The organism is Pseudoduganella aquatica (assembly GCF_020865585.1).
GTDB classification, from domain to species: Bacteria; Pseudomonadota; Gammaproteobacteria; order Burkholderiales; family Burkholderiaceae_D; genus Rugamonas; species Rugamonas aquatica_A.
This window is the reverse complement of sequence record NZ_CP086370.1, coordinates 5,463,146-5,486,743: the sequence shown is the minus strand read 5'-3', so window position 1 is coordinate 5,486,743 and position 23,598 is coordinate 5,463,146. Positions and strand designations below refer to the sequence as shown.

At 64.7% G+C, this 23,598-nt stretch carries 25 protein-coding genes and 1 pseudogene; 14 read left to right on the top strand and 12 right to left on the bottom strand.

Translation table 11 applies throughout. The annotated features are described in order from the left end of the window. Positions 1-146: 146 nt before the first annotated feature. Positions 147-1,112 (bottom strand): Hsp33 family molecular chaperone HslO, encoded by a 966-nt coding sequence (hslO, locus tag KT882_RS24515; RefSeq protein WP_228893536.1) that lies wholly within the window; start codon positions 1,110-1,112, stop codon positions 147-149. Between the two features lie 3 nt (positions 1,113-1,115). Then, positions 1,116-1,640, bottom strand: coding sequence for a gamma carbonic anhydrase family protein (locus tag KT882_RS24510; protein WP_161072715.1), 525 nt, complete (start codon positions 1,638-1,640; stop codon positions 1,116-1,118). 169 nt (positions 1,641-1,809) lie between these two features. Between KT882_RS24510 and KT882_RS24505 the strand changes: the two genes are divergently transcribed. From KT882_RS24505 to bamC, 9 genes and pseudogenes are all read left to right on the top strand, one after another. Next, positions 1,810-2,685 (top strand): alpha/beta fold hydrolase, encoded by an 876-nt coding sequence (locus KT882_RS24505; RefSeq protein ID WP_228893535.1) that lies wholly within the window; start codon positions 1,810-1,812, stop codon positions 2,683-2,685. A gap of 130 nt (positions 2,686-2,815) precedes the next feature. Then, positions 2,816-3,646, top strand: coding sequence for a 3',5'-nucleoside bisphosphate phosphatase (locus KT882_RS24500; RefSeq protein ID WP_228893534.1), 831 nt, complete (start codon positions 2,816-2,818; stop codon positions 3,644-3,646). A gap of 78 nt (positions 3,647-3,724) precedes the next feature. After that, positions 3,725-4,609 carry a protease HtpX gene (gene htpX, locus KT882_RS24495; RefSeq protein ID WP_228893533.1) on the top strand — a complete coding sequence of 295 codons (885 nt, stop codon included), beginning with the start codon at positions 3,725-3,727 and terminating at the stop codon, positions 4,607-4,609. Positions 4,610-4,618: 9 nt separating this feature from the next. Beyond that, positions 4,619-5,242 carry an L-threonylcarbamoyladenylate synthase gene (locus KT882_RS24490; protein ID WP_228893532.1) on the top strand — a complete coding sequence of 208 codons (624 nt, stop codon included), beginning with the start codon at positions 4,619-4,621 and terminating at the stop codon, positions 5,240-5,242. 63 nt (positions 5,243-5,305) lie between these two features. Beyond that, positions 5,306-5,980 (top strand): site-2 protease family protein, encoded by a 675-nt coding sequence (locus KT882_RS24485; RefSeq protein ID WP_228893531.1) that lies wholly within the window; start codon positions 5,306-5,308, stop codon positions 5,978-5,980. Positions 5,981-5,985: 5 nt separating this feature from the next. Continuing rightward, a complete protein-coding gene (locus tag KT882_RS24480; RefSeq protein ID WP_228893530.1) occupies positions 5,986-7,188 on the top strand; it encodes a tryptophan--tRNA ligase in 1,203 nt (400 codons plus the stop codon). Next, positions 7,185-7,732 (top strand): annotated as a pseudogene (locus tag KT882_RS24475) (class I SAM-dependent methyltransferase). The gene KT882_RS24480 and the pseudogene KT882_RS24475 overlap by 4 nt, the downstream one beginning before the upstream one ends. A gap of 96 nt (positions 7,733-7,828) precedes the next feature. Further along, entirely contained in the window at positions 7,829-8,707 is an 879-nt protein-coding gene (dapA, locus tag KT882_RS24470; protein WP_161072707.1) for a 4-hydroxy-tetrahydrodipicolinate synthase, read from the top strand. 37 nt (positions 8,708-8,744) lie between these two features. Continuing rightward, a complete protein-coding gene (gene bamC / locus KT882_RS24465) occupies positions 8,745-9,899 on the top strand; it encodes an outer membrane protein assembly factor BamC (RefSeq protein ID WP_228893529.1) in 1,155 nt (384 codons plus the stop codon). Positions 9,900-10,030: 131 nt separating this feature from the next. Here the strand turns inward: bamC and KT882_RS24460 are convergent, their stop codons facing one another. From KT882_RS24460 to KT882_RS24450, 3 genes are all read right to left on the bottom strand, one after another. Continuing rightward, positions 10,031-10,303 (bottom strand): hypothetical protein, encoded by a 273-nt coding sequence (locus KT882_RS24460; protein WP_161072705.1) that lies wholly within the window; start codon positions 10,301-10,303, stop codon positions 10,031-10,033. Positions 10,304-10,597: 294 nt separating this feature from the next. Next, positions 10,598-11,074: a DUF7931 domain-containing protein gene (locus KT882_RS24455; RefSeq protein ID WP_228893528.1), complete on the bottom strand. Its 477-nt coding sequence runs from the start codon at positions 11,072-11,074 to the stop codon at positions 10,598-10,600. A 19-nt stretch (positions 11,075-11,093) separates the two neighbouring features. Then, positions 11,094-12,218: a JmjC domain-containing protein gene (locus KT882_RS24450; RefSeq protein WP_228893527.1), complete on the bottom strand. Its 1,125-nt coding sequence runs from the start codon at positions 12,216-12,218 to the stop codon at positions 11,094-11,096. Positions 12,219-12,300: 82 nt separating this feature from the next. Between KT882_RS24450 and KT882_RS24445 the strand changes: the two genes are divergently transcribed. Further along, a complete protein-coding gene (locus KT882_RS24445; protein WP_161072703.1) occupies positions 12,301-12,843 on the top strand; it encodes an FKBP-type peptidyl-prolyl cis-trans isomerase in 543 nt (180 codons plus the stop codon). Positions 12,844-12,952: 109 nt separating this feature from the next. On the opposite strand, the gene KT882_RS24440 is transcribed toward KT882_RS24445, so the two are convergent. The 4 genes from KT882_RS24440 to KT882_RS24425 all read right to left on the bottom strand — a co-directional run bounded on the left by KT882_RS24440 (position 12,953) and on the right by KT882_RS24425 (position 18,121). Beyond that, on the bottom strand, positions 12,953-13,951 hold the full coding sequence (locus tag KT882_RS24440; RefSeq protein ID WP_228893526.1) for a hypothetical protein: 999 nt from the start codon (positions 13,949-13,951) through the stop codon (positions 12,953-12,955). Then, positions 13,948-16,662 (bottom strand): DNA mismatch repair protein MutS, encoded by a 2,715-nt coding sequence (mutS, locus tag KT882_RS24435; protein ID WP_228893525.1) that lies wholly within the window; start codon positions 16,660-16,662, stop codon positions 13,948-13,950. Before mutS ends, KT882_RS24440 begins: the two co-directional genes overlap by 4 nt. Before the next feature lie 90 nt (positions 16,663-16,752). Then, positions 16,753-17,208, bottom strand: a complete 456-nt coding sequence (locus KT882_RS24430; protein ID WP_228893524.1) for a DUF29 domain-containing protein — start codon at positions 17,206-17,208, stop codon at positions 16,753-16,755. 112 nt (positions 17,209-17,320) lie between these two features. Next, the gene (locus KT882_RS24425) at positions 17,321-18,121 is read right to left on the bottom strand and encodes a substrate-binding periplasmic protein (protein WP_161072700.1); all 801 of its coding nucleotides are present in this window, start codon (positions 18,119-18,121) and stop codon (positions 17,321-17,323) included. A 106-nt stretch (positions 18,122-18,227) separates the two neighbouring features. Here KT882_RS24425 and KT882_RS24420 point away from each other — a divergent pair, with 106 nt between their 5' ends. Beyond that, on the top strand, positions 18,228-19,148 hold the full coding sequence (locus tag KT882_RS24420; RefSeq protein ID WP_161072699.1) for a bestrophin family protein: 921 nt from the start codon (positions 18,228-18,230) through the stop codon (positions 19,146-19,148). A gap of 16 nt (positions 19,149-19,164) precedes the next feature. Further along, a complete protein-coding gene (fdhD, locus tag KT882_RS24415) occupies positions 19,165-20,004 on the top strand; it encodes a formate dehydrogenase accessory sulfurtransferase FdhD (RefSeq protein WP_228893523.1) in 840 nt (279 codons plus the stop codon). On the opposite strand, the gene KT882_RS24410 is transcribed toward fdhD, so the two are convergent. After that, the gene (locus KT882_RS24410) at positions 20,001-20,456 is read right to left on the bottom strand and encodes a DUF29 domain-containing protein (protein WP_228893522.1); all 456 of its coding nucleotides are present in this window, start codon (positions 20,454-20,456) and stop codon (positions 20,001-20,003) included. The two genes, fdhD and KT882_RS24410, sit on opposite strands and share 4 nt — an antisense overlap. A gap of 208 nt (positions 20,457-20,664) precedes the next feature. On the opposite strand from KT882_RS24410, the gene KT882_RS24405 reads away from it, so the two are divergent. Beyond that, positions 20,665-21,444, top strand: coding sequence for an alpha/beta fold hydrolase (locus KT882_RS24405; RefSeq protein WP_187358715.1), 780 nt, complete (start codon positions 20,665-20,667; stop codon positions 21,442-21,444). A 15-nt stretch (positions 21,445-21,459) separates the two neighbouring features. Here the strand turns inward: KT882_RS24405 and KT882_RS24400 are convergent, their stop codons facing one another. Beyond that, the gene (locus KT882_RS24400) at positions 21,460-22,155 is read right to left on the bottom strand and encodes a substrate-binding periplasmic protein (protein ID WP_228893521.1); all 696 of its coding nucleotides are present in this window, start codon (positions 22,153-22,155) and stop codon (positions 21,460-21,462) included. Positions 22,156-22,272: 117 nt separating this feature from the next. Between KT882_RS24400 and KT882_RS24395 the strand changes: the two genes are divergently transcribed. Further along, positions 22,273-23,109, top strand: coding sequence for an HDOD domain-containing protein (locus tag KT882_RS24395; RefSeq protein ID WP_161072694.1), 837 nt, complete (start codon positions 22,273-22,275; stop codon positions 23,107-23,109). Here KT882_RS24395 and KT882_RS24390 read toward each other — a convergent pair. Further along, positions 23,106-23,561: a DUF29 domain-containing protein gene (locus tag KT882_RS24390; RefSeq protein ID WP_228893520.1), complete on the bottom strand. Its 456-nt coding sequence runs from the start codon at positions 23,559-23,561 to the stop codon at positions 23,106-23,108. The two genes, KT882_RS24395 and KT882_RS24390, sit on opposite strands and share 4 nt — an antisense overlap. Between the last annotated feature and the right edge of the window lie 37 nt (positions 23,562-23,598).

Below are 23,598 nucleotides of genomic sequence, written 5' to 3'. Positions count from 1 at the left end.
TGCAAACGACGCGCAGCGTAACCAGCCGGTATGACGGCGGCATGACGGGAGGATGACGATTTGATGAATCAGGCGGGAGGGCGCGGCCAAGCGCCCCGTAGGGCGGGTTAGCCGGCGCAAGCCGGCGTAACCCGCCAATGCGCAGCTTAGTGCTTGGCTTCGCTGGCGTGCATCAGCACTTCGGCGGGGGCGCTGGTGACGAACAGCTGGGCGCAGTCGACCTTGTCGTACTCGTAGTGCTGGCCGCAGAAATCGCAGTTGATGGCGACGGTGCCTTGCTCATCGAGCACGCCTTCCACTTCCTCCTGGCCCAGCATCTTCAGCATATTGCCCACTTTTTCGCGGGTGCAGCTGCAGTGGAAGGACGGATGCACCGGGTCGAAGACGCGGATGGTCTCTTCCCAGAACAGGCGCTGCAGCAGCACGTCGATGGTGGTGCCGAGGATCTCTTCCTGCTTCAGCGTCGAGCCCAGGATGACGGCGCGGTTCCAGGTCTCCAGCGCTTCTTCCTGCGACAGCTGCGCCGCTTCGGCCTTGCCGCCGTGGTGGGGCAGCTTCTGCAGCAGCATGCCGCGCGACACCTGGTCGTCGGCCGCCAGCCACAGCTTGGTGTCCAGCTGTTCCGAGCGCTGCATATAGTTTTCGATGACGGTGGCCACGTCGTCGCCGTCCAGCGGCACGATGCCCTGGTAAGGCTGCTGGCCCGGCATCTTGTCGGCCGGGTCGAGCGTGATGATGAAGCGGCCCTTGCCGTGCGCGTTCAGCAGCTGCATCACGCCCGCGTCGTCAGGCACTTCGAGGTCCGGGTTCAGCTTGGCCGTGGCGCGCACGCGCAGGTCGGCGTCGCATTCCACCACCAGCAGGCGCACCGGGCCGTCACCATGGATTTGCATGATGATGGAGCCGTTGAACTTCAGGTTGGCCGACAGCAGCGCCGCAGCGGCCACCATCTCGCCCAGCACGCGCTTGACCGGCGCCGGGTAGGCGTGGCGCGCCTGCACTTCGCGCCAGGTGGCGGAAATGTCGATCAGCTCGCCGCGCACGGAAGCGTTGTCGAAGATGAATTTCTGCAGCGTGTCCTGGCCAGCGGCCAGATCGGGGGTAGTGCTCATTATTTATCCTATTTTCTTGAGTTGCGTCTTGTACTGCAGGCCGCGCTTCACATAGCCGTCGGCGGCGCCCAGCAGCTTGGCCGCGTCTTCTGCCGTCAGCGTGCGCACGGCCTTGGCCGGGGCGCCGATGATGAGCTGGTTGTCGGGGAATTCCTTGCCCTCGGTCACCAGCGCGCCGGCGCCCACCAGGCAGCCCTTGCCGATCTTGGCGCCGTTCAGTATCACCGCACCGATGCCGACCAGCGAGCCGTCGCCCACGGTGCAGCCGTGCAGCATGGCCTGGTGGCCCACAGTGACGTTCTTGCCCAGGGTGAGCGGGAAGCCCATGTCGGTATGCATCACGGTGTTTTCCTGCACATTGCTGTTCTCGCCGATGGTGATGCGCTCGTTGTCGCCGCGTATGGTGGTGCCGTACCATACCGAGGCGTTGGCGTGCAGCGTGACTTTGCCGATCAGGGTTGCCGTATCGGCAACGAAGGCGGATGCATCGATCTCGGGCGCGTGTTCGCCCAACTGGTAGATGGTCATGGAAGGCCCAAAGTATATATTTGTGGAAACGGTGGAATGGCGCTATTTTACGCCTGCCGGGGCCCGGCTCGCTGCCGGCTTTGCGAACGATCGTGCTATTATCAGGGCTTGCGCCCGTCCAAGGCACCCATATTGCGCTCGCCGCGCTACTTTCAAGGCTGCACTTACCATGAAATCTTCCCGATCCGAATTCATCAATGTACGCGGCAACCGCACCCATATCCGCCACTGGGGCAGGGAAGGGGCGCCCAAGATCTTCATGGTGCACGGCTGGATGGATGTGTCCGCCTCCTTCCAGTTCGTGGTGGACGCGCTGCAGGGCGACTGGCACGTGATCGCGCCGGACTGGCGCGGCTTCGGCCTGACCGAGCGCCCGCGCGTGGACACTTACTGGTTTGTGGACTACCTGGGCGACCTGGACGCCATCCTGCGCCACTACCAGCCGGACAGCCCGGTCAACCTGCTGGGCCACAGCATGGGCGGCAATGTGGTGGGCCTGTACGCGGGCGCGCGGCCCGAGCGCATCCGCCGCTTGATTAACCTGGAGGGCTTCGGCATGAAGACCACCACGCCGGACCAGGCGCCGGGCCGCTACGCCAAGTGGATGGACGAGCTGCTGGAGCCGCAGGAAATGCGCGGCTACGCCGACCTGGCGGAAGTGGCCAAGCGGCTGCAGAAGACCAATCCGCGCCTGTCCGACGCGCGCGCCGCCTTCCTGGCCGGCCACTGGGCGGGGCAGAACGACAAGGGCGAGTGGGAAATCCTGGGCGACCCGGCGCACAAGCGCATCAACCCGCTGCTGTACCACGTGGAGGAAGTGATGGCCTGCTGGCGCGCGATCACCGCGCCGGTGCTGTGGGTGGAGGCCGAGCACACCAATATGTGGCTGTGGATGGGGCCGAAGGAGGAAGCGCGCGTGGAAATTGACCGCCGCCTGGGCCACCTGGCCAACGTCACCGCGAAGATGATGGACAACGCCGGCCACATGCTGCACCACGACCAGCCGGAACAGCTCGCCGCCATGCTGGAGGAGTTCCTGGCCTGATCGGCGGGTTACGCGCTCCGCGCTAACCCGCCCTACAGCCTGCGCCGAACGCAGGGCGGGTTAGGCAGAGCCGTAACCCGCCAACGCAGCGTACAATGGGGTTTCTATTACCGTAAACAATCCTGTCCGTATGAATGTAGATTTGCATTGCCATTCCAATGTTTCCGACGGCGTGCTGCCGCCGGCCAAGGTCGCCATGGTGGCGCGCCAGGCCGGTGTGGACGTGTGGGCGCTGACCGATCACGATGAGGTGGGCGGCATCCCGGCCGCCCGCGCCGCCGCCGCCGAGCAGGGCATGCGCTTTGTGACGGGCGTGGAAATCTCCATCACCTGGGCCAACGAGACGGTGCACATCGTTGGCCTGCAGATCGACGAGAACAACGCGGCCCTGGTGCAGGGACTGGAAGCAACCCGCTCGGGCCGCGACAACCGCGGCCGCGAAATCGCCGCCCAGCTGGCCAAGGCCGGCATTCCGGACGCCTACGAGGGCGCGCTGAAATACGTGTCCAACCCGAACCTGATGTCGCGCACCCACTTCGCGCGCTACATCGTGGAAATCGGCGCCTGCCGCAATACCTCGGAAGTGTTCAAGAAATACCTGTGCGAAGGCAAGCCCGGCTACGTGGAGCACCGCTGGGCCACCCTGGAGCAGTCGGTGCAGTGGATACGCGGCGCGGGCGGCATTGCCGTCATCGCCCACCCGGGCCGCTACAAGTTCAGCGACACCGCGCAGGGCGCGCTGTTCGACCAGTTCAAGCAGCTGGGCGGCGCCGCCATCGAGGTGGTGACCGGCAGCCATACGCCGGACCAGTATCCGGAATATGCGCGCCTGGCCAATGGCTACGGCTTCCTGGCCTCGCGCGGCACCGATTTCCATGCGCCCGGCGAGGCCCGGGTGGACTTCAAGCTGCTGCCGCCGCTGCCGGGCAATGTAACGCCCGTCTGGCACGACTGGTTCTGATTCTAGTTGTAAGCGGACTTGTAATTCCAGCTATCCGGCCATATCTTATGCTCGGATAACTCTGCGGAGCAAAGCAATATGAAACGTATCGTCCTCTTTATCGCCACCAATCTGGCCGTGATGCTGGTGTTGTCGCTGGTGCTGTCGCTGCTGGGCATAGGCCGTCCAACGGCGGGCGGGCAGCTGCAGCTGGGCAGCCTGCTGGCGTTTTCGCTGGTGGTGGGCTTCACCGGTTCCATTATTTCGTTGCTGATCAGCAAGCCCATGGCCAAGTGGAGCACCGGCGCGCGCGTCATCGACGCGCCGGCCAACTCCACCGAGCAATGGCTGGTGGCCACCGTGCGCCAGCTGGCCGAGCGCGCCGGCATCGGCATGCCGGAAGTGGCCGTGTACGACGGCGAGCCAAACGCCTTCGCCACCGGCGCCTTCAAGAACTCGGCCCTGGTGGCCGTGTCCACCGGCCTGCTGCAGTCGATGAACCGCGACGAAGTGGAAGCCGTGCTGGGCCATGAAGTGGCCCACATCGCCAACGGCGACATGGTCACCATGACGCTGATCCAGGGCGTGGTGAATACCTTCGTGGTGTTCCTGGCGCGCATAGTCGGCTTCTTTGTCGACAATATGCTGCGCAGCAAGGACGACCAGCGCAGCAGCGGCAACGGCATCGGCTATATGGTCACCGTGTTCGTGTGCGAAATCGTATTCGGCCTGCTGGCTTCCATCATCGTGGCCTGGTTCTCGCGCCAGCGCGAATTCCGCGCCGACGCCGGCTCGGCCAAGCTGCTGGGCAGCAGCGTGCCGATGCAGCACGCGCTGGCCCGCCTGGGCGGCCTGGAGCCAGGCGCGCTGCCGCAGAATATGGCGGCCTCCGGCATTACCGGCGGCGGCGGCTGGTCGGCGCTGTTTTCCACCCACCCGCCGATGGAACAGCGCATCGCGGCTCTGCAGCAGCTGCCGCGCTGAGCCTAGCCCATGAGCCAATATTTCCAGATCCATCCGGTCAACCCGCAGCTGCGCCTGATCAAGCAGGCCGCGCAGATCATCCACGGGGGCGGCATTGTCGCGCTGCCGACGGATTCCTGCTACGCGCTGGTGTGCCATCTGGACGATAAAAGCGCGGTCGAACGCCTGCGCCGCATCCGCGGCATCGACGAGAAGCACCACCTGACGCTGCTGTGCCGCGACCTGAGCGAGATCGGCGTCTACGCCCGCGTGGACAACAAGCAGTTCCGCCTGCTCAAGGCGGCCACGCCGGGGCCGTTCACCTTTATCCTGGAGGCGACCCGCTGCGTGCCGCGCCGCCTCAGCCATCCTTCGCGCAAGACCATAGGCCTGCGCGTGCCGGAGAACTGCATCGTCGAGATGCTGCTGGCCGAGCTGCAGCAGCCGCTGCTGGGCACCACGCTGATACTGCCGGGCGACGACCAGCCGCTGACCGATCCGGACATCGTGCGCGAGCGCCTGGAAAAGCAGGTCGACCTGATTATCGACGGCGGCGCATGCAGCTTCGAGCCGACCACGGTGATCGACCTGAGCGGCCCGGAACCGGAGCTGGTGCGCCAGGGCCGGGGCGACCCCGCCGTGCTGGGCCTGTAGGCGCCGCCATCCCCCAACCCCTCACTCGCCGGGCCGGCCATCCCGCTCTGGTAGAATTTACCCATGACCGATTTCAACCAAGTAATACAGACCATTGCCGTCTACGCGATTCCTGTTCTGTTTGCCATCTCCCTGCATGAAGCTGCCCACGGCTATGTGGCGCGCTATTTCGGCGACACCACGGCCGAGCAGCAGGGCCGGCTGAGCCTGAATCCCATCCACCATATCGACTGGTTCGGCACCGTGCTGCTGCCCATTATGCTGGCGCTGAGCCCGCTGCACATGGCGTTTGGCTACGCCAAGCCGGTGCCGGTGGACTACAGCCGCCTGCGCAATCCGAAAAAGCAGATGGGTTTCGTGGCCGCCGCCGGCCCGGCCGCCAACTTCGTCATGGGCCTGGGCTGGACCATCGCGCTGCTGCTGATGTACCGCCTGGATGTGAGCGAGCCCTTCCTGATTGAAATGGGCAAGGCCGGCATGCTGACCAACGCCGTCATGTGCGTGTTCAACCTGATCCCGGTGCCACCGCTGGACGGCGGCCGCATCCTGACCGCGCTGCTGCCGGACGCGCTGGCCTATAAATTCGCCAAAATCGAATGCTACGGCCCGTATGTGTTCATCGGCCTGCTGGTGCTGATGTACACCGGCATCCTCAGCCCCGTGCTGGCCGTCATGGTGCAAGCCTGCCACTCGCTGTTCATCATGCTGGTGCAGCCGCTGGCCTTTTTGCTGAATTAAATACCATGTATCCCGACCGCGTCGTCTCCGGCATGCGCCCCACTGGGGCTATGCACCTGGGCCACTACCACGGTGCGCTGGCCAACTGGATCAAGATGCAGGCCCAGCAGCCTTGCCTGTTCTTTGTGGCCGACTGGCACGCGCTGACCACCCATTACGACGACCCGGAGCTGATCGAGCGCAGCACCTGGGACATGCTGGTGGACTGGCTGGCGGCCGGGGTGAATCCCTCGCAGGCCACGCTGTTCATCCAGTCGCGCGTGCCGGAACACGCCGAGCTGCATCTGCTGCTGTCCATGGCCACGCCGCTGGGCTGGCTGGAGCGGGTGCCCACGTATAAGGACCAGATCGAGAATCTGTCCAATAAAGACCTCGCAACGTACGGCTTCCTCGGCTATCCGCTGCTGCAGGCGGCCGACGTGCTGATCTACCGCGCGTCCGAGGTGCCGGTCGGCGAGGACCAGCTGCCGCACATAGAAATGATGCGCGAAATTGCGCGCCGTTTTAATCATTTGTACGGCAAAGAGAAGGGTTTCGAGCAGAAAGCGCAGGACGCGGTGAAGAAGCTGGGCAGCAAGCGCGCCAAGCTGTACAACGAACTGCGCACGCAATTCCAGCAGGACGGCGACGGAGAAGCGCTGGAGCAGGCCAAGGCCATGCTGGACGACGCCCACAGCCTGTCGATGATAGACCGCGAGCGCCTGTTCGGCTACCTGGAGGGCAGCCGCAAGCTGATCCTGGTGGAGCCGCAAGCCAGGCTGACGGCATCTTCCCGCCTGCCGGGACTGGACGGGCGCAAGATGTCCAAGAGCTACGGCAACACCATCGCGCTGCGCGAGGACAAGGACGCGGTGACCAAGAAAGTGCGCACCATGCCCACCGATCCGGCCCGCGTGCGCCGCAGCGACGCAGGCGATCCGGCGCGCTGCCCGGTGTGGCAGTTCCACCAGGTCTATTCGGACAACGCCACCCAGGAATGGGTAGTGAAGGGCTGCCGCTCGGCCGGCATCGGCTGCATAGAGTGCAAGCAGCCGGTGATCGACGCCATAATCAAGGAACAGGAGCCTATGCACGAGCGCGCCCAGCCCTATCTGGATGACCCCACGCTGGTGCGCGCCATCGTGGCGGACGGCAACGACGTGGCGCGCAAGCTGGCTCAGGAAACGATGCGCGATGTGCGCGAAGCAATGGGACTGTCATATACATGAACGACGAAATTTCACCCTGGATCAAACGATTCGCCCCCTGGTGCCGGGCGGCGAAGTGCTGGACCTGGCCTGCGGCACCGGCCGCCATGCGCGCCATATGGTGGCCCTGGGCCACTCGGTGGTGGCGGTGGACCAGAACGCCGATGCGCTGGCCGCCGTCACCGGCGACGGCATCGTGACTTCCCAGATCGACCTGGAAGCGGACGGCGCGGTCTGGCCTTTCGGCCCGGGCCGTTTTGCCGGCATCGTGGTCACAAATTACTTGCATCGGCCGCTAATTGCGGACATGCTGGCCAGCCTGGCCCCGAATGGCGTGCTGCTGTACGAGACGTTTTCGGAGGGGAATGCGCAGTTCGGCAAGCCGTCCAATCCGGATTTCCTGCTGGCGCCGGGCGAATTGCTGGCCTGGGCGGCCAAGCACGAATTGCGCGTGATCGCCTTTGAAGACGGGCTGGTGGAGACGCCAAAACCTGCACTGGTGCAGCGCATCTGCGCGGTGAAAGCGGAATTCCCGCGCGTTGCGGCACTCTTGCCGCCGTTTTAATCGTATTTTTAATATGCGATACTGCGCCGGGAAGCACCACAGACCCGGCCTATCGTCTACAATCGTTGTTTTAATATCTTACTGTTTTGGTTAACTATGATTAAGGGCAGCATAGTAGCAATTGTCACCCCGATGCACGCAGACGGCAGTCTGGACTATCCGGGTTTGAACAAGCTGATCGATTGGCACATTGCCGAAGGTACGGATGGCATAGTCATCGTGGGCACCACCGGCGAATCGGCCACCGTCAACGTTGATGAGCACTGCGCCCTGGTCAAGGCCACCGTGGAGCACGCCAAGGGCCGTATCCCCATCATCGCCGGCGCCGGCGGCAATTCGACCGCCGAGGCGATCGAACTGACCCGCTACGCCAAGGAAGCGGGCGCGGACGCCGTGCTGCAAGTGGTGCCGTACTACAACCGTCCTACCCAGGAAGGCATGTATCAGCACTTCAAGGCCATCGCCGAAGCAGTGGACATTCCTGTGATCCTGTACAACGTACCGGGCCGCACCGTGGCGGACATGTCGAACGAGACCATCGTGCGCCTGGCCGCCATCAAGAACATCATCGGCGTGAAAGACGCGACCGGCAATATCGGCCGCGGCCTGGACTTGCTGCGCCTGGCGCCGAAGGACTTCGCCGTTTTCTCCGGCGACGACCCCACCGCCGTGGCCCTGATGCTGGCCGGCGGCAAAGGCAATATCTCCGTGACCGCCAACGTGGCGCCGCGCGCCATGCATGAAATGTGCAAGGCCGCCATGGCCGGCGACATCGCCAAGGCCATCGAGATCAACAACAAGGTCTTCCCGCTGCACCAGAAACTGTTCGTCGAGCCCAATCCGGTGCCTGTGAAGTGGGCGCTGGCCGAGATGGGCATGATGCCCGCCGGCATACGCCTGCCGCTGGTGCCGCTGGCAGCCGAGTACCATGAGACCGTGCGCGGCGCGCTGCGCGAAGCCGGCCTGATCAACTAAGCCCCGCTCCCGGCGGGACTTTCCTTTCCAGTAAAACATGACTATTCGCAAGACAGCATCCCTTACCGCCATCGCCGCCATGGCCGTCAGCCTGACCGGTTGCGGCATGATCAGTTCGGTTATCGGCAATGACAAGGTTGATTACAAGTCCGCCAAGAAAGCCAGCACGCTGGACGTGCCGCCTGATTTGACGCAGTTGCAGACCGATAACCGCTATTCTCTGCCGGATAGCAACCGCGGCGTGGCCACGGCGTCCGGCTACCAGGCCCAGCGCGCCGCCGGCGGCACGGGCGTGGCCGCGCCGGCGGGCGGCAGCAACCAGGTGGCTTCGACCGGCACCGACAGCGTTAAAGTCATGCGCGCGGGTAACCAGCGCTGGCTGGTGGTCAAGCAGACGCCTGAGCAGCTGTGGCCGCAGCTGAAGAATTTCTGGGAAGAGTCCGGCTTCACGCTGGCCCTGAACGAACCCAAGGCCGGCATCCTGGAAACGGAATGGAATGAAAACCGTGCCAAGATCCCGCAGGACTTCGTGCGCAACACCATCGGCAAGGTATTCGATTCGCTGTATTCGAGCGGCGAGCGCGATAAATACCGCACCCGCCTGGAACGCTTGCCGGACGGCAGCACCGAGATCTACATCAGCCATCGCGGCGCCGAGGAAGTCATCACCGGCGCCCAGAAGGAAAGCACGATGTGGACCGCGCGTCCGAACGACCCCAACCTGGAAGCCCTGTTCGTTGCCAAGCTGATGACCAAGCTGGGCGGCGGCAAGGATGAAGCCCAGTCGCGCACCGCCGTGGACAACGCCATTGTGCAGCCGCAGCACGCCACGCTGAAAGGCGCAGGCGAAACCCGCATGGTGGAAGTGGACGAGGGCTTCGACCGCGCCTGGCGCCGCGTGGGCCTGGCGCTGGACCGCGCCGGCTTTACCGTGGAAGACCGCGACCGCGTGAACGGCATCTACTTCGTGCGCTATGTGGACCAGGACGCCGGCGCAAGCAAGGGCTTCTTCTCCAAGCTGTTCAGCTGGGGCTCGTCCGAGAAGGACAAGGAAGCGCAGCGCTACCGCGTGACCGTCAAGGCCGGCGCAGGCACCACCAGCGACGTGGCCGTACTGACCAACGACGGCAAGCCGGAAACCACCGCCACCGGCGAGAAGATCCTGGCGCTGCTGCACGAACAGCTGAAATAAGCTGGGCAGCCATTAAAAAACCGGCCTCGGCCGGTTTTTTTACGTCTGCGCAGATTGCAGCGAAAAGTCCTGACGAAAATGCGGACGAAAAAAAACCGGCCGAAGCCGGTTTTTCTTTTCCAACTGACTGATTACTTCGCTGGAGCAGCAGCAGCGGAAGCAGCCGAAGCAGCAGCCGAAGCGGCAGCAGCAGCAGCGGAAGCAGCCGAAGCGGCAGCAGCAGCAGCGTCAGCAGCAGGAGCAACAGCAGCTGGAGCAGCAGCGTCAGCGGCTGGAGCAGCTGGAGCAGCAGCAGGAGCTGCTACTTCTGGGGTTGCTACTGGAGCAGCAGGAGCTTCTTCTTTTTTCGAGCAAGCAGCCAGAGCAACGGCCAGCAGGGAGGCGATCAGCAGGGATTTTTTCATGGGTTTTCCTTAATTAATTCAAAAAATAAACAACAATGTTGCGATGAATAATTACCGGTAATTATCGCTCATTAGGGCGTCTTCGTAGGCCTTTCGTACCAAATGGTGCCTGCCAGACAACGGAAACTTCCTAACCGAATATTATAGCGATTTTTGGTGCGTCGCAATAGCATAGAAGGCCGAAATCGCAACTATTTTGCGATAACGCAATAAATTGCTTCCTCAGCCATTTGCCTGCATCGCCAGCCATTACCGGCATACCTGTCGAACAGCAGCATTCTACATTGAACGAGGCTAGAGTCCAGTAGTGTCCGCATTCAAACCGGGCAAGGACTCGGCCCACATCTCCGCGTAACGTTCGCCGCAGACCTGGGTGTCAGTTGCTGAATCATACACGGCTTCGCCGCGGAAGTGGTCTGAATGATAACGGCGCACCACATGTAGCTGGTCGGCAATGCAGAAAGAGTCGGTCAGCAGGCGCAGCGCCGGGCTGGAGCGGCGGCATTCAATGGCATGGCTGTAGTCGCGCAGCAGGCGCTGGAAGCGGGGCGCGTTGCGCTCCAGTTCCGCATTGCTATGCGCCAGCAGCGTCAGTTTGCCGTGTTTGGACAGGAAATGGCGCAGCAAGGCGTCCATTTCGCTGCTGCCGAGCTGCCAGGCGGCAAAGTCCGGGTCGAACAGCTGCAAGCTCAGGTGGGCGCGGGAAATGCAGGTCCGCAATTGCTCTTGGAAGCCCGCGCGGGTATCGAAGGGCTGGATCTGCTTTTCCATGCGCGCTCTCCTGTTTAAGCTAAGCCAGCTCCAGCCAGCCGTCCGTGTACCAGGCGTACAGCGCGTCCGTCACGTCGTCCGACGCGTCGGCCAGGGCTGCGGCGTCCAGTGCGCGGTCGTTGGCCAGGGCCACCAGCGCGGCCTTGTCGGCGCGGCCGGCGGCGAAGGACTCGCCGTTGATGAAGACATGGCTGCCCCGGTACAGCATTTGCGACTTGGCCGACAGCACCACGCCGCCTTTCTTGGCGGCGGCCTGCAGGAAGCGCTCGAAGGTGAGCGGCTTGGCCGGGCCGGTGAAGAACACATTGTGCTTGGGCTCGGACAGGTACTCGCCGAGGAAGATGGTGATGTCGTCTTCGGTGAAGCGCACCTTGTTCAGCTCCTCGATCACCGTGTCGAGCATGTGGCGCGGGATTTCGGCCGGCTTGCCGGTCGCTTCCAGGTCCGGATCGGCGTAGCGGCCGGGCAGGTCGATGGAGTCCGCCATCCATTGCAGGAAGTTCTCGCCCAGTTCCTGGAAGGCCGGCGAGCGGAAGCCGATGGAGTAGGTCTGGCAGTCGCCGATGGCGGTGCCGTCGTGCGCGTAGTGCGGCGGCAGGTAGAGCATGTCGCCCGGCTCCAGCACGAATTCCTCTTCCGACTGGAAGTTGGACAGGATTTTCAGCGGCATGCCTTCGATCAGGCTCAGGTCCTTCTGCGCGCTGATGCGCCAGCGGCGCTGGCCTTGCGCCTGCAGCAGGAACACGTCGTAGGAATCGAAGTGCGGGCCGACGCCGCCGCCGTCGGTGGCAAAGCTCACCATCAGGTCGTCCAGGCGGGCGTCGGGGATGAAGCGGAACTGGCGCAGCAGCGCGTCGGCGCGGGCGTCGAACAGGTTCACGCCTTGCACCAGCATGGTCCATTCCTTCTCGTCGCGCGGGGGAATCGCTTCGATCGGGCCGTGCTGCATGTCCCATTCGCCGTCACGCTTGGTGATCAGGCGGGATTCGACGAAATTCTTGGTGGCCAGTTCGGCCAGCGCATCCACCGTCAGCAGCGGCTTGAAGCCGGGCACCGCTTGGCGGATCAGCAATGGTTTTTTGTGCCAGTAGTCGCGCAGGAATTGCGCGGGCGTGATGTCGCCCAGGAGAGGTAATTTTTTCATACGCCATTATAACAAGGGCGCAGATGGGGGAATTCGCGACGCGGTATAATTCGGGCAGCTTAAATATGAAAGGAAAGCCATAATGAAGATCGCCAAGAATACCGTCGTGACCGTGAACTACAAACTGTCCGACGCACAGAACAACCTGATCGAAGACGGTCGCCAGCCTATGGTCTACCTGCACGGCGGTTACGAGAACACGCTGCCGAAAATCGAAGAAGAGCTGGACGGCAAAGAAACCGGCTACGCCACCACCCTCCAGATCGAACCGGAAGATGCGTTCGGCGACTACGACGCCAGCCTGGTGAAAGTGGAGCCGCGCAACCGCCTGCCTGAGCCGCTGGAAGTGGGCATGCAGTTCGAAGGCATGCCGGATGGCGAAGACGGCGACGAAGAAGCGCTGATCTTCACCGTGACCGAAATCGCCGACGACAAAGTGGTCCTGGACGGCAACCATCCACTGGCCGGCATGGCACTGCGCTTTGAACTGGAAGTGGTGGATGTCCGCGCCGCTACCGACGAAGAAATCGCGCATGAGCATGTGCACGGCGCCCATGGCCACCACCATGGCGACGAAGATGATGGCGATGAAGGCGACGAGTTCCGCTCGCACCCGATTCATTAAGCAGTTTGGCGGGTTACGCACTGCGTGCTAACCCGCCCTACAGACGACGAATTGATCGACGATTGATCGGCGTAGGGCGGGTTAGCGCAGCGCGCGTAACCCGCCGGCGTTACGGCGCCGCTTCCTCGCCCAGCGAGAACAGGTTGGCGCTGCCAGGCTGTACCCGCACCGTTTCCCATTCCACGCCCAGTCCCAGATGCCCCAGGTTGCCGCGCCACGTCATGGCCGGTGGGGTCTTCGCATCGCCCTGGTTATCCACCAGCAGCACCTTGCCTTTGAATTTCTCCGCCAGCGCGCGCAGCTGCTTGCGCACCTGCGTATAGCCGTCCTGCTTTTCCGAGAAGCCGCCCAGCAGCGAGAAGCCTTCCTCAACATGCGCGCCAGGATCGCCGTCCGAGAACAGCACGATGCCTTCCACGCCGCGCCGCTGCGCCAGCGCGAACAGGCGGTGCAGCCAGGCGCGGTTGGCTACCAGCCGGTCTTCGAACTCGCTGTTGCGGCCCGCTTCCTGCAGGAAGTGGTTGTTCTGCGCGGGCAGGTTCAGCGTGGCGAACAGCACCGGGCCATGTTCCCAATAAGCGTTTTCTGCATAGCTGCGGAACTTGGCCGTGGCCGACAGCCGTGTCAGCACCAGCGGCTGCAAGCCCAGCGATTCATTACTCGGATAGAAAACTTCGCGGATGCGGTTCAGGCGTTCGATGGCGTTCGAGCGTCCAGCCGAATTGCGGCATGCGGTCCAGTCGGTGCCGGCCGGCGAGACGATGATGGGGCGCGGGGATTCGTCCAGTATTTCCTTGCGCTGCGCATACAGCTTGTCGCTGCAAGGCTCGCCGGCCGCCTTGATGCCAGTGGCGACGATGAACGCCGGCTTGTCCTGGCTGGCCTCCGTGATGGCGCGCTTGAGCAGCGCTTCGTCCGCGCCCGCCTTGAATGCATGGCCGAGGGTGCTGAACACAAAGGCGCGCGGGGCCTTCGCCGTTGCGCCGGCAGCCGTGGCTTTGCCTGCCGCGCTTTTGCCCGCAGCGGCGCTGCCCGTCCTGGCCGCTGCGCCGAAGGCGGGCGACGCGGCCAGGCAGGCCGTCAGCAGCAGGGCGGCGCGGCGCGTCATGCCAGCGCGGGCTCCGCCAGGCGCTTGAGCTGGTACAGGCGCTCCAGCGCTTCGCGCGGGGTCAGCGCGTCCGGGTCCAGGCCGTCCAGCGCGTCGAGCAGCTCGCGCATGGCGGGCGATTCGGCAGGCTGCGCCGCCTGCGCTGCATGTGCAGCCATTGCGTGCGGCTGCGGCGCTTCCTCGTCGTTGGCGTCCGCCGTTGGCGCGGCGAACAGGTCCAGCTGCGGCGTGGCGTCCAGCGCCTGCGCTTCCAGGCGCGCCAAGTGCTTGCGCGCGGCCTTGATGACAGGCTGCGGCACGCCGGCCAGCTGCGCCACCTGCAAGCCGTAGCTCTGCGAGGCCGGGCCGCTCTGCACCGCGTGCAGGAACACGATGGTGTCCTTGTGCTCCACGGCCGACAGGTGCACGTTGGCTGCGGTGGGATGGCTCTCCGGCAGCTGCGTCAGTTCGAAGTAGTGGGTGGCGAACAGCGTGAAGCTGCGGCTGGTGTCGATCAGGTGGCGCGCGATGGCCCAGGCCAGCGCCAGGCCGTCGAAGGTGGACGTGCCGCGGCCGATTTCATCCATCAGCACCAGCGAGTTGTCGGTGGCGCCGTTCAGGATGGCCGCAGCTTCCGTCATCTCCACCATGAAGGTCGAGCGGCCGCCGGCCAGGTCGTCGGTGGCGCCGATGCGGGTGAACACGCGGTCGATGGGGCCGATCACGGCGCTGGTGGCCGGCACGTAGCTGCCCACATAGGCCAGCAGCGTGATCAGCGCCACCTGGCGCATGAAGGTCGATTTACCGCCCATGTTGGGGCCGGTGATCAGCAGCAGGCGGCGGTCGTTGACGAAGCGGCAGTCGTTGGCGATGAAGCGCTCGATCTGGCCTTCCACGACCGGGTGGCGGCCTTCCACGATATTGATGCACGGCTCGGCCACCAGTTCCGGCGCGCACCAGTTGTGGCGCAGCGCATGGGTGGTGAGCGCGGTCAGCGTGTCGGCCTGGGCCAGCGCCTGCGCGATGGTCTGCAGGGAGCCGATGAAGGGCGCCAGGTCGGCCAGCAGCTGGTCGTACAGGATCTTTTCGCGCGCCAGCGCGCGGTCCTGCGCCGACAGCGCCTTGTCCTCGAAGGCTTTCAGTTCCGGCGTGATGTAGCGCTCGCAGTTCTTCAGCGTCTGGCGGCGGCGGTAGTCGTCCGGCACCTTGTTGGCCTGGCCGTTGGTCACTTCGATGTAGAAACCGTGCACCTTGTTGTATTCCACCCGCAGGTTGGCGATGCCGGTGCGCGCGCGTTCGCGCGTTTCCAGGTCCACCAGGTACTGGCCCGCGTTTTCGGACAGGCCGCGCAGCTCGTCCAGGTCCGCGTCGAAGCCGCGCGCGATCACGCCGCCGTCGCGCACCATGGTGGCCGGTTCTTCCATCACGGCGCGGGTCAGCAAGTCCAGGCAATTGTCCGGCGTGGCCAGCGCGTGGTGGATGGAGGCCAGCAGAGTGCCGGTGTCCTGGCCGATGCTGCGTTCCATCGCGTGGCGCAGCATGGGCAGCTGCTTCAGGCCGTCGCGCAGGCTGGCCAGGTCGCGCGGGCGCGCCGACAGCAGCGCGATGCGCGTGGTGATGCGTTCAATGTCCGGCACCTGCGCCAGCGTTTGCGACAGCACGCCGGTGGTGTCGCTTTGCGCCAGCGCCGCGATGGCCTGGTGGCGCGAGCGCGCCACGCCCTGGTCGCGCTTGGCGTGGTGCAGCCAGTAGCGCAGCAGGCGCGAGCCCATGGCGGTGCGGCAGTGGTCCAGCAGCGAGAACAGGGTGGGCGATTCCTGGCCGCGTATGGTTTCGGTCAGCTCCAGGTTGCGGCGCGTGGCCGCATCCAGGCCGATGAATTCGGATTCGGTCTCGGTCGACAGGCTGCGCACGTGCTGCAGGCCGCGTCCCTGCGTCGACTGGGCATAGCGCAGCAGCGCGCCGGCCGCGCCGAAGGCCGCGCCCAGGTTGTCCGCGCCGAAGCCGGTCAGCGTGGCCACGCTCAGCTGGTCCAGCAGCGCCTTGTGGCCGCTCACCACGTCGAAGTGCCACTCGGGCACGCGGTTCACGTGGCAGCTGAAGGCTTCCTCGAACAGCTCGGCGTCGTCGCCGCGCAGGATCTCGGCCGGCGAGATGCGCTCCAGTTCCTGCTGCATGCGGATCGCCACAGTGCGGCTGTCGCCCGAGAACTCCATCAGCTTCAGCGCGCCGCTGGCCAGAGACAGCCACGCCAGGCCGGCCGTTGCCACCTTGCGCTGGCTGATCATGCACAGCGCCAGCAGGGGACGCTCGGCCTTCTCCGGCAGCAGGTCCGAATCGGTCAGCGTGCCGGGCGTCACCACGCGCATCACCTTGCGCTCGACCGGGCCCTTGCTGGTGGCCGGATCGCCGATCTGTTCGCAGATCGCGCACGACTCGCCTATCTTGACCAGCTTGGCCAGGTAGCCTTCCAGCGAATGGAAGGGCACGCCCGCCATCTTGATCGGCACGCCGTTGGACGAGCCGCGCGCCGTCAGCGTAATGCCCAGCACGCGCGAGGCCTTCTCGGCATCTTCGTGGAACAGCTCGTAAAAGTCGCCCATGCGGTAGAACACCAGCATGGACGGGTATTCCGCCTTGATGCGCAGGTATTGCTGCATCATGGGCGTGACTTTTTCAGCAGGGCTGTTCTTGACGGCGGCGGCGTTGATTTCGCTAGGGATGGTGGTCATTGTTTCGTGGTTCGATGTGGCTGCGCGTAACGGCGCGATAAGGCCGACATTTTACCGCTTTCACAACAATGCGCTGAGTTTCCTTAGTCTTCAGGGCAGAAAATCGTCATCGAGCAGCTGTTCCAGTGTGTATGGCAAGTGCTGGGGAAATGCCTTCGCCGGTAGAACGGTTTCGCGGGCCGCCAGCCGCAGGGCATGCTGGTAGCAACTTTCCAGCTTACTGGAAAGCACATTCCGCAAGCTGGGGCTATCCTCCAGTATCGATTTGACTTGCCTGCGCTGCTCGTCTACTGTGTTTTCCCAGCTGTGGGTCTTGTGGTCTGGCTGGAATTGGCATTTGAGCAGGTGGACGATCAGTACTTCCACCCGATGGTTCAGTTCGCGGCGTTCTCGATTGGCCATAGATGTGAGCTCGTCGATGAGGTTTTCGCTGTCCAGCAGCTCCAGGCGGCCTGAGCGTAAAAAATCGGCTTGCGCTTTTAGCCAGATGACGAAGTCTTTTTCGTATACTGGCGAAGGGTTGGGTTCATCCTTGAAGTCCAGCATGGTGCACCTCCTTTACACTTCACGGCAGCAAAGTCCCGCTGAAAGTCCAGCCTACGCCTTTACGCGTGGACGCGGCGTGCGTTTGCTCAAAGGTTGCGGTGGTGCCGGCTTTTCAGCGGGCCGCGTCGTATTTCCTGAGCAGGACGTGCAGGCGCTTGCTGCCGTTGTCGCCCAGCCAGGTCCACATATTCTCCACCGCAGGCTTGTTCGCGTTGTAGTAGGTCCGGTTGACCATGAGCCAGAGGGCGCGGGTGCGGAAGGGGCGGTCCAGGCGGACCAGCTGGCCGCCGAATTCCCGGGCCAGCAGGTCGTCCATGTCGCCGGGCGTGTTCAGCGACACGGCGACCGCGTCTATCCGGCTCAGGCGCAGCTTGTCGAAATTGCGGCGGGCGTTGGCCGCGCCGTCGTCGATTTCCATGCCGGCTTCGCGCAGCTCGGCCGCGAACGATACGCCGTGCGTGACGCCCACGCGGCGGCCGCGCAGGTAGGCGGCCGTATCCCGGCTGGCGGCGGCGCGGTCGGCGGTGCGCACGTAGATCATGGTGAACTGCGGCAGGCCGCGGCTGGGGTCGGGCTTGCCCCGGCTGTCCAGGGGCAGGGCGATCTGCTGCAGGTCGGCCGGCGGGGTGGTCATGACGACGGCGTCGATCCGGCCGCCGCTCACGGCGCCCAGCAGGCGCGCGGTCGGCAGCCGCAGGGGCTCGATGGTGCAGCCGCTTTTGGCCGCCATCTCCTGCAGCAGCTCCACCATGGCGCCCGGCGCCTTGGGCACCGTCTCCGAGCCGAGGTAGTAGGGCGGCGCATGCTGCGTGGTATAGCCGAGCCGGATGCTGCAGGCATCGGCGCCTGCGGCCAGCATGAGCAGCAGCGGCAGGGCGGTGGTACGCAGCAGTTCCGGGATTGATGGGGGCATCCCGCATGATAACTGTACCTGTCCGGTTCGCAAGCGACTGTACCTCTGCCGCCACAGCCGCCGCGCTTACCATGGAGGCATGTATTGAGATCCAGGAGCTGGTGCCATGATAGTCCGTCCCCCCGTCAACTGGCTGCGCCTGCTGTTCGTGTGGCGCGGCTCGGTGCTGCCGGCCATCCTGCCGCAGCTGCTGCTGATGCTGTTCGTCAGCACGGTGGCGCTGGAGACGGGCGGCCGCATCGCCGGCGCCAAGCTGCCGCTCGACACGGCAGCCTTCCCGCTGCTGGGCGTGAGCCTGGCCATCTTCCTGGCTTTCCGCAACAACGCCAGCTACCAGCGCTTTACCGAGGCGCGGCTGTGCTGGGGCCAGCTGCTGATCGCCGCGCGCGCGCTGACCTCGCAGGCCATCAGCTGCTTTGCGGCGCAGCCGGCGGCGCTCAACCAGGCGCTGTTCCAGCGCCGGCTGATCGCGGTGGTGTACGCGCTCAAGCACCAGCTGCGCGGCACCGATCCCATGCCGGAACTGGCCGGCCTGCTCGATGCGCCCGAGCTGGCGCTGCTGCGCGGGCGCAGCTTCCTGCCGGTGGCGCTGCTGGACGCGGTGCGCCAGATGCTGGTGCAGGCCGCGCTGCGACCGCCGGCCCGTGGCGAGGTGCTGATGGTGCTGGACCGGCAGGTCAATGCGCTGGGTGCGGCGGTCGGCGCCTGCGAGCGCATCAGCTCCACGCCCATCCCTTACGGCTATGGCGTGCTGCTGCACCGCACGGTCTACCTGTACTGCTTCCTGCTGCCGTTCGGCCTGGTCGATGCGATCGGCGTGGCCACGCCGCTGATCACCGTATTCGTGGCCTACACTTTTTTTGCGCTGGAGGCGATTGCCGAGCAGGTGGCCGAGCCTTTCGGCACGGCGCCCAACTGCCTGGCGCTGAATGCGCTCACGCGCCAGATCGAGCGCTCCGTGTGCGAGCAGTACGGCGTGCCCATGCCGGCGGCGCTGCAACCGGATGCGGGCTTCCGCATCGATTGATATCAGGAGACGCACCATGTTGACAGAAACTTCCCCAGGCGCCGCAACAGCGACGGCGGCGGAAAGCGGCTGCGAGGCGCGGCCGGTGCTGCGCCGGCGGGCCGGCAGCAGCGGCCCCGGCACCGACAGCGTGGCGCAGGAGGCGCCGGTGGCGCTGGTGATCAACGGTATTTCCTACGCCGTGATGATGGCCACGCCCGCAAGCCTGGAGGAATTCGCCGCCGGCTTTGTGCTGACCGAGGGCGTGGTCGGCGCGCGTTCGGACATTTACGAGATCGAGGTGCAGCGGCATGGCGCGGGCTACGAAGTGGCGCTGGAGGTGGCGCAGCAGTGCTTTATGCAGATGAAGGAGAAGCGCCGCGCCATGGCGGGACGCAGCGGCTGCGGCGTGTGCGGCATCGAGAGCCTGGCCATGCTGGACCTGGCGCCCGAGCAGGTGGCGGCGCCCTGGCTTGGCCGCGATGTTGCGCCAGCAGTGGCGGCGGCCGCGCGTGAACTGGGCCGGCACCAGGCGCTGATGCGGGCCACGGGCGGCGTACATGCCGCTGCCTGGTGCGCGCCGGACGGCGGCATCGTGCACGTGTGCGAGGACGTGGGCCGGCACAACGCGCTGGACAAGCTGATCGGCCGGCTGGCCCTGCAGGGAGCGGACATGCGCGAGGGCTTTGTATTCATGTCCAGCCGCGCCAGCTACGAGCTGGCGCGCAAGGCGACGCGCATGGGCATTCCCATGCTGGCCACCATTTCCGCGCCCAGCTCGCTGGCCATCGACATCGCCGGGCCGGCCGGGCTCAAGCTGGTCAGCTTCTGCCGCCAGGACGGCTGCGTGGAGTACACGCTGCTGGACACCGTCTAGGGCAGCAAGTCCTCGTCCAGCATCTGCTCGGCGCTGTAAGGCGATTGCTGAGGAAAGTGATCGAGCGGCAGGCCGGTTTCCGTGGCCGCCATGCGCCGGGCGTACTGGTAGCAATAGTTCATTTTCTCCGTCACGACATGGCGCAGGCTGGGGCTGTGCGCGATGAGCCGTTTGATTTTGTGCCGCTGCTCCAGCAAGGTGGACTGCCAGCTGCGCGTCATGTGATCCGGCTGGAACTGGCACTTGAGCAGGTGGGCCAGCAGCACTTCCATCCGGCTCTGCACTTTGTCGCGGTGACGATTTGCCATGGCTGTGAGCTCATCGATCAGATTGTCCCTATCCAGAAGTTCAAGCCGGCCGTCCTGCAAGAACTCCGCCTGCGCATCAAGCCACACCACGAAGTCGTCCTCGTAGGCTGGCGCCGCCTGTGTTTCGTCATTGAAATCGAGCATGGTGCACCTCCTTTGCTGCAGGATTTCAGTCTACGCCTTGCCGCGCCGCGACGAGGTGCGCTTGCGCAAACAGATTTCGTTAAAATAATTTGCACGCTAATGAATTGTGCGCTATAGTTCGATCCATGGCAGCACCGGACACGGGCAAGCAGCCATAACAAGCATAGCGCACTAACTATTAACGCACAATATAACTTGGAGCTTCATCATGAAAACCTCGATCAAACCTGTCCTGCTGGCTTCCGCTGTCCTGTCCGCCGCCATCCTGTCCACTTTCGCCGCTGCGCCGGCCCGCGCTGAAACCGCCGCAGGCGACACCACGGTGGTGCTGGTGCACGGCGCCTTCGCCGACGGTTCCAGCTGGGACAAGGTGATCCCGCTGCTGCAAGCCAAGGGCGTGAAGGTGGTGTCGGTGCAGAATCCGCTGTCTTCGCTGGCGGACGACGTGGAAGCCGCGCAGCGCGTGATCGACGCGCAGACCGGCAAAGTGGTGCTGGTGGGCCATTCGTGGGGCGGCGCCGTGATCACCCAGGCCGGCACCAGCGACAAGATCAAGGCGCTGGTGTATGTAGCAGCGTTTGCGCCGTCGGAAGGCGAGTCGCTGGGTTCGGTGGGCAAGAATTATCCGCTGCCGGCCGGCGTGCCGACGCTGCAGGAAGGCCCGGCCGGCTACCTGAGCCTGCCCGCCGCGTCCTTCGCTGCCAACTTCGCGCAGGACCTGCCCGCCGCCACCACCAAGGTGCTGGCCGCCACCCAGGGCCTGTTCCCGGCCAAAAACTTCGCCGAGCCGGTCACGGTTGCCGCCTGGAAGAACAAGGTCAACTACTACATCGTGGCCGGCAAGGACCGCATGATCGATCCGGGCCTGCAGCGCGACTTCGCCAAGAAGATCAACGCCGTCACCACCACCGTGCAGACCAGCCACGTGCCGATGGTGTCGCAGCCGAAACAGGTTGCCGACGTGATCCTGGCCGCCGTCCAGCGCTAAGCCGGCTTGGTTGACTTAGTTGTATTTGGCCGCGATGCGCTGCCACGCCGGATCATCCTTGAGCTTGCGGATGACCGGCGCCAGCTGGCGGTACACCGCCGCTTTCGCGTGCGGCACCAGGAAGCGGCGCTCGGTTTGCCGGGCCGGCAGTTCGGTCAGCAGGAAGGTGGTGCCGGCCGCGTGCGTCCGCATGTAGTAGCGCACCACCGACTCGGCCGCCGCCACGCAGTCCACGCGCCCCATGCGCAGCTTTTCCAGGTTGGCTTCCTCGCCGATGCCGTCGCTGCGCACCAGGCCCACGCGCTGTATCCAGTCATCCAGGTCCGGGTAGACGTAGCCCAGCACCAAACCCACCGAGCGGCCCGCCATGGAGGCGGACACCAGCGGCTTCAGGCCCGAGTCGGCCCGCGTCACCACCACAAAACGGTCCAGGGCGAAGGGCGTGGTCCACAGGTATTTTTGCTGGGCCGTGTCGTCGAACCAGTGCGGCATCATGCCGATCACAATGCCGTCCAGACGGTTTTCCTCCACCATCAGCTGCAGCCGCTTGCGCGGCAGATAATTCAGTTTGAAATTCAGTCCGGGCAGCTTTTGCCGGTTCAGATAGTCCACCATATCGTGGTAGACGCCGCTGTCCTCACCTACTACCAGCGGCGCAAAATTGGCGCTGGTGTAGACCGTGATAGTTTCGGCACGGCAATATCCGGACATGATGCTGGCGCCTAGCCATGTCAGGATGAGGAATAGCTTTCTCATAGGATCAAAATATAGCACGCACGCAATTCTACGGAGCGGCTCTGTGCGAAAGGCGGCTGTATAATTTTATGCATGGAAAAACTGAGAGACTATGCGCAGATTGTTGCCGAGGCACGGCGCGGCCAGCTGGTGTTCCCCACCAGCGTGAATGCGGCTTTGCAATTGCAGCAGGCGCTGGCCGATCCTGATTGCCATGTGGAGGACGCGATCCGCAAAGTGCTGGCCGAGCCGGTGCTGGCGGCGCGCGCAGTGGCGCTGGCCAATTCGGCGGTATTCAGCCGCCTGGGTGGGCCGGTGGTGACCAGCGCGCGCGGCGCGGTGCTGCGGGTGGGCTACCGCAATCTGTATTCGCTGGCGGCAGCCATGGTGGTGCGCCAGTTCGGCGCGCGCATCCGCCAGCCGCAGCTGCGCTACCAGGCCGAGCGGCTGTGGCAGCACAGCGCCCACGTGGCCGCGCTGTCCCATGTGCTGGCGCGCAAGCTGACGCGGGTGGACCCCGACACGGCGCTGTTCGCCGGCATCATGCACGAAGTAGGCGGTTTCTATCTACTGTCGCGCGCCGACGACATGCCGGGGCTGCTGGACGACCCGGACGCGCGCATGGGCGCGCTGCACGAGATCGTCACGCGCGAGCTGCTCGGCAAGCTCATGGTGCCGGAGCCGGTGGCGGTGGCGATCGCCTCGCTGCGCGGCGGCGCCGTGTCGATTCCGCCGGGCGGCCTGCGCGACACGCTGCTGCTGGCCAAGCGGCTGGCCCCCTTGCGCTCGCCGCTGGCGCTGGCCGACGACGCCGTGCTGGCGCGCGGCGCGGCGCTGGACGCCTACCTGGCCGGCAACGCCTTGATCGACGACATCCTGCTGGAATCGGCCGAGGAAGCGCGCTCGATGAGCGCGGCGCTGCTGGTCTAAGCCCAGGCCTCGCCGTGGAGGATCTGGTCCAGCGAGTAGGGGCAGGCGGGGGGGAACGCCGAGGCAGGCAGGCCGGTCTGCTTCGCCGCTTCGTAGACGGCGGCATGGTATGCACCGTCCATGCTGGTTCGCAATTCATGCTGCAGGCTGGGGCTGTCTTCCAGGAGGAAGGCAATCTGGCGCCGCTGCTCCCGGATGCTGCTGCTCCAGCTGCGCGTTCGGCGTGCCGGCTGGAAATCGATTTTCAGCATGTGCATGACGATCTTTTCCAGCCGGCTGCGCAGGCTGCGGCGTTCGTGTCTGGTCATGGCGTTCAGCTCGTCGAGAAGGTTGTCCTTGTCGAGAAGTTCGTAGCGGCCTGCGCGCAGGAGCTCCACCTGGGCATCCAGCCACAGGACGAAATCATCGTCGTAGGCTGATGCGGTGGGCTGGTCTGGTTGGAAATTGAGCATGACGGCACCTCCACAAATCACGTTAGCAGCGTGGGCG

Bases quoted from the DNA above. Each gene is read 5' to 3' on its own strand.
- hslO (WP_228893536.1), bottom strand. From the start codon at position 1,112: ATGAGCACTACCCCCGATCTGGCCGCTGGCCAGGACACGCTGCAGAAA.
- KT882_RS24510 (WP_161072715.1), bottom strand. From the start codon at position 1,640: ATGACCATCTACCAGTTGGGCGAACACGCGCCCGAGATCGATGCATCC.
- KT882_RS24505 (WP_228893535.1), top strand. From the start codon at position 1,810: ATGAAATCTTCCCGATCCGAATTCATCAATGTACGCGGCAACCGCACC.
- KT882_RS24500 (WP_228893534.1), top strand. From the start codon at position 2,816: ATGAATGTAGATTTGCATTGCCATTCCAATGTTTCCGACGGCGTGCTG.
- htpX (WP_228893533.1), top strand. From the start codon at position 3,725: ATGAAACGTATCGTCCTCTTTATCGCCACCAATCTGGCCGTGATGCTG.
- KT882_RS24490 (WP_228893532.1), top strand. From the start codon at position 4,619: ATGAGCCAATATTTCCAGATCCATCCGGTCAACCCGCAGCTGCGCCTG.
- KT882_RS24485 (WP_228893531.1), top strand. From the start codon at position 5,306: ATGACCGATTTCAACCAAGTAATACAGACCATTGCCGTCTACGCGATT.
- KT882_RS24480 (WP_228893530.1), top strand. From the start codon at position 5,986: ATGTATCCCGACCGCGTCGTCTCCGGCATGCGCCCCACTGGGGCTATG.
- dapA (WP_161072707.1), top strand. From the start codon at position 7,829: ATGATTAAGGGCAGCATAGTAGCAATTGTCACCCCGATGCACGCAGAC.
- bamC (WP_228893529.1), top strand. From the start codon at position 8,745: ATGACTATTCGCAAGACAGCATCCCTTACCGCCATCGCCGCCATGGCC.
- KT882_RS24460 (WP_161072705.1), bottom strand. From the start codon at position 10,303: ATGAAAAAATCCCTGCTGATCGCCTCCCTGCTGGCCGTTGCTCTGGCT.
- KT882_RS24455 (WP_228893528.1), bottom strand. From the start codon at position 11,074: ATGGAAAAGCAGATCCAGCCCTTCGATACCCGCGCGGGCTTCCAAGAG.
- KT882_RS24450 (WP_228893527.1), bottom strand. From the start codon at position 12,218: ATGAAAAAATTACCTCTCCTGGGCGACATCACGCCCGCGCAATTCCTG.
- KT882_RS24445 (WP_161072703.1), top strand. From the start codon at position 12,301: ATGAAGATCGCCAAGAATACCGTCGTGACCGTGAACTACAAACTGTCC.
- KT882_RS24440 (WP_228893526.1), bottom strand. From the start codon at position 13,951: ATGACGCGCCGCGCCGCCCTGCTGCTGACGGCCTGCCTGGCCGCGTCG.
- mutS (WP_228893525.1), bottom strand. From the start codon at position 16,662: ATGACCACCATCCCTAGCGAAATCAACGCCGCCGCCGTCAAGAACAGC.
- KT882_RS24430 (WP_228893524.1), bottom strand. From the start codon at position 17,208: ATGCTGGACTTCAAGGATGAACCCAACCCTTCGCCAGTATACGAAAAA.
- KT882_RS24425 (WP_161072700.1), bottom strand. From the start codon at position 18,121: ATGCCCCCATCAATCCCGGAACTGCTGCGTACCACCGCCCTGCCGCTG.
- KT882_RS24420 (WP_161072699.1), top strand. From the start codon at position 18,228: ATGATAGTCCGTCCCCCCGTCAACTGGCTGCGCCTGCTGTTCGTGTGG.
- fdhD (WP_228893523.1), top strand. From the start codon at position 19,165: ATGTTGACAGAAACTTCCCCAGGCGCCGCAACAGCGACGGCGGCGGAA.
- KT882_RS24410 (WP_228893522.1), bottom strand. From the start codon at position 20,456: ATGCTCGATTTCAATGACGAAACACAGGCGGCGCCAGCCTACGAGGAC.
- KT882_RS24405 (WP_187358715.1), top strand. From the start codon at position 20,665: ATGAAAACCTCGATCAAACCTGTCCTGCTGGCTTCCGCTGTCCTGTCC.
- KT882_RS24400 (WP_228893521.1), bottom strand. From the start codon at position 22,155: ATGTCCGGATATTGCCGTGCCGAAACTATCACGGTCTACACCAGCGCC.
- KT882_RS24395 (WP_161072694.1), top strand. From the start codon at position 22,273: ATGGAAAAACTGAGAGACTATGCGCAGATTGTTGCCGAGGCACGGCGC.
- KT882_RS24390 (WP_228893520.1), bottom strand. From the start codon at position 23,561: ATGCTCAATTTCCAACCAGACCAGCCCACCGCATCAGCCTACGACGAT.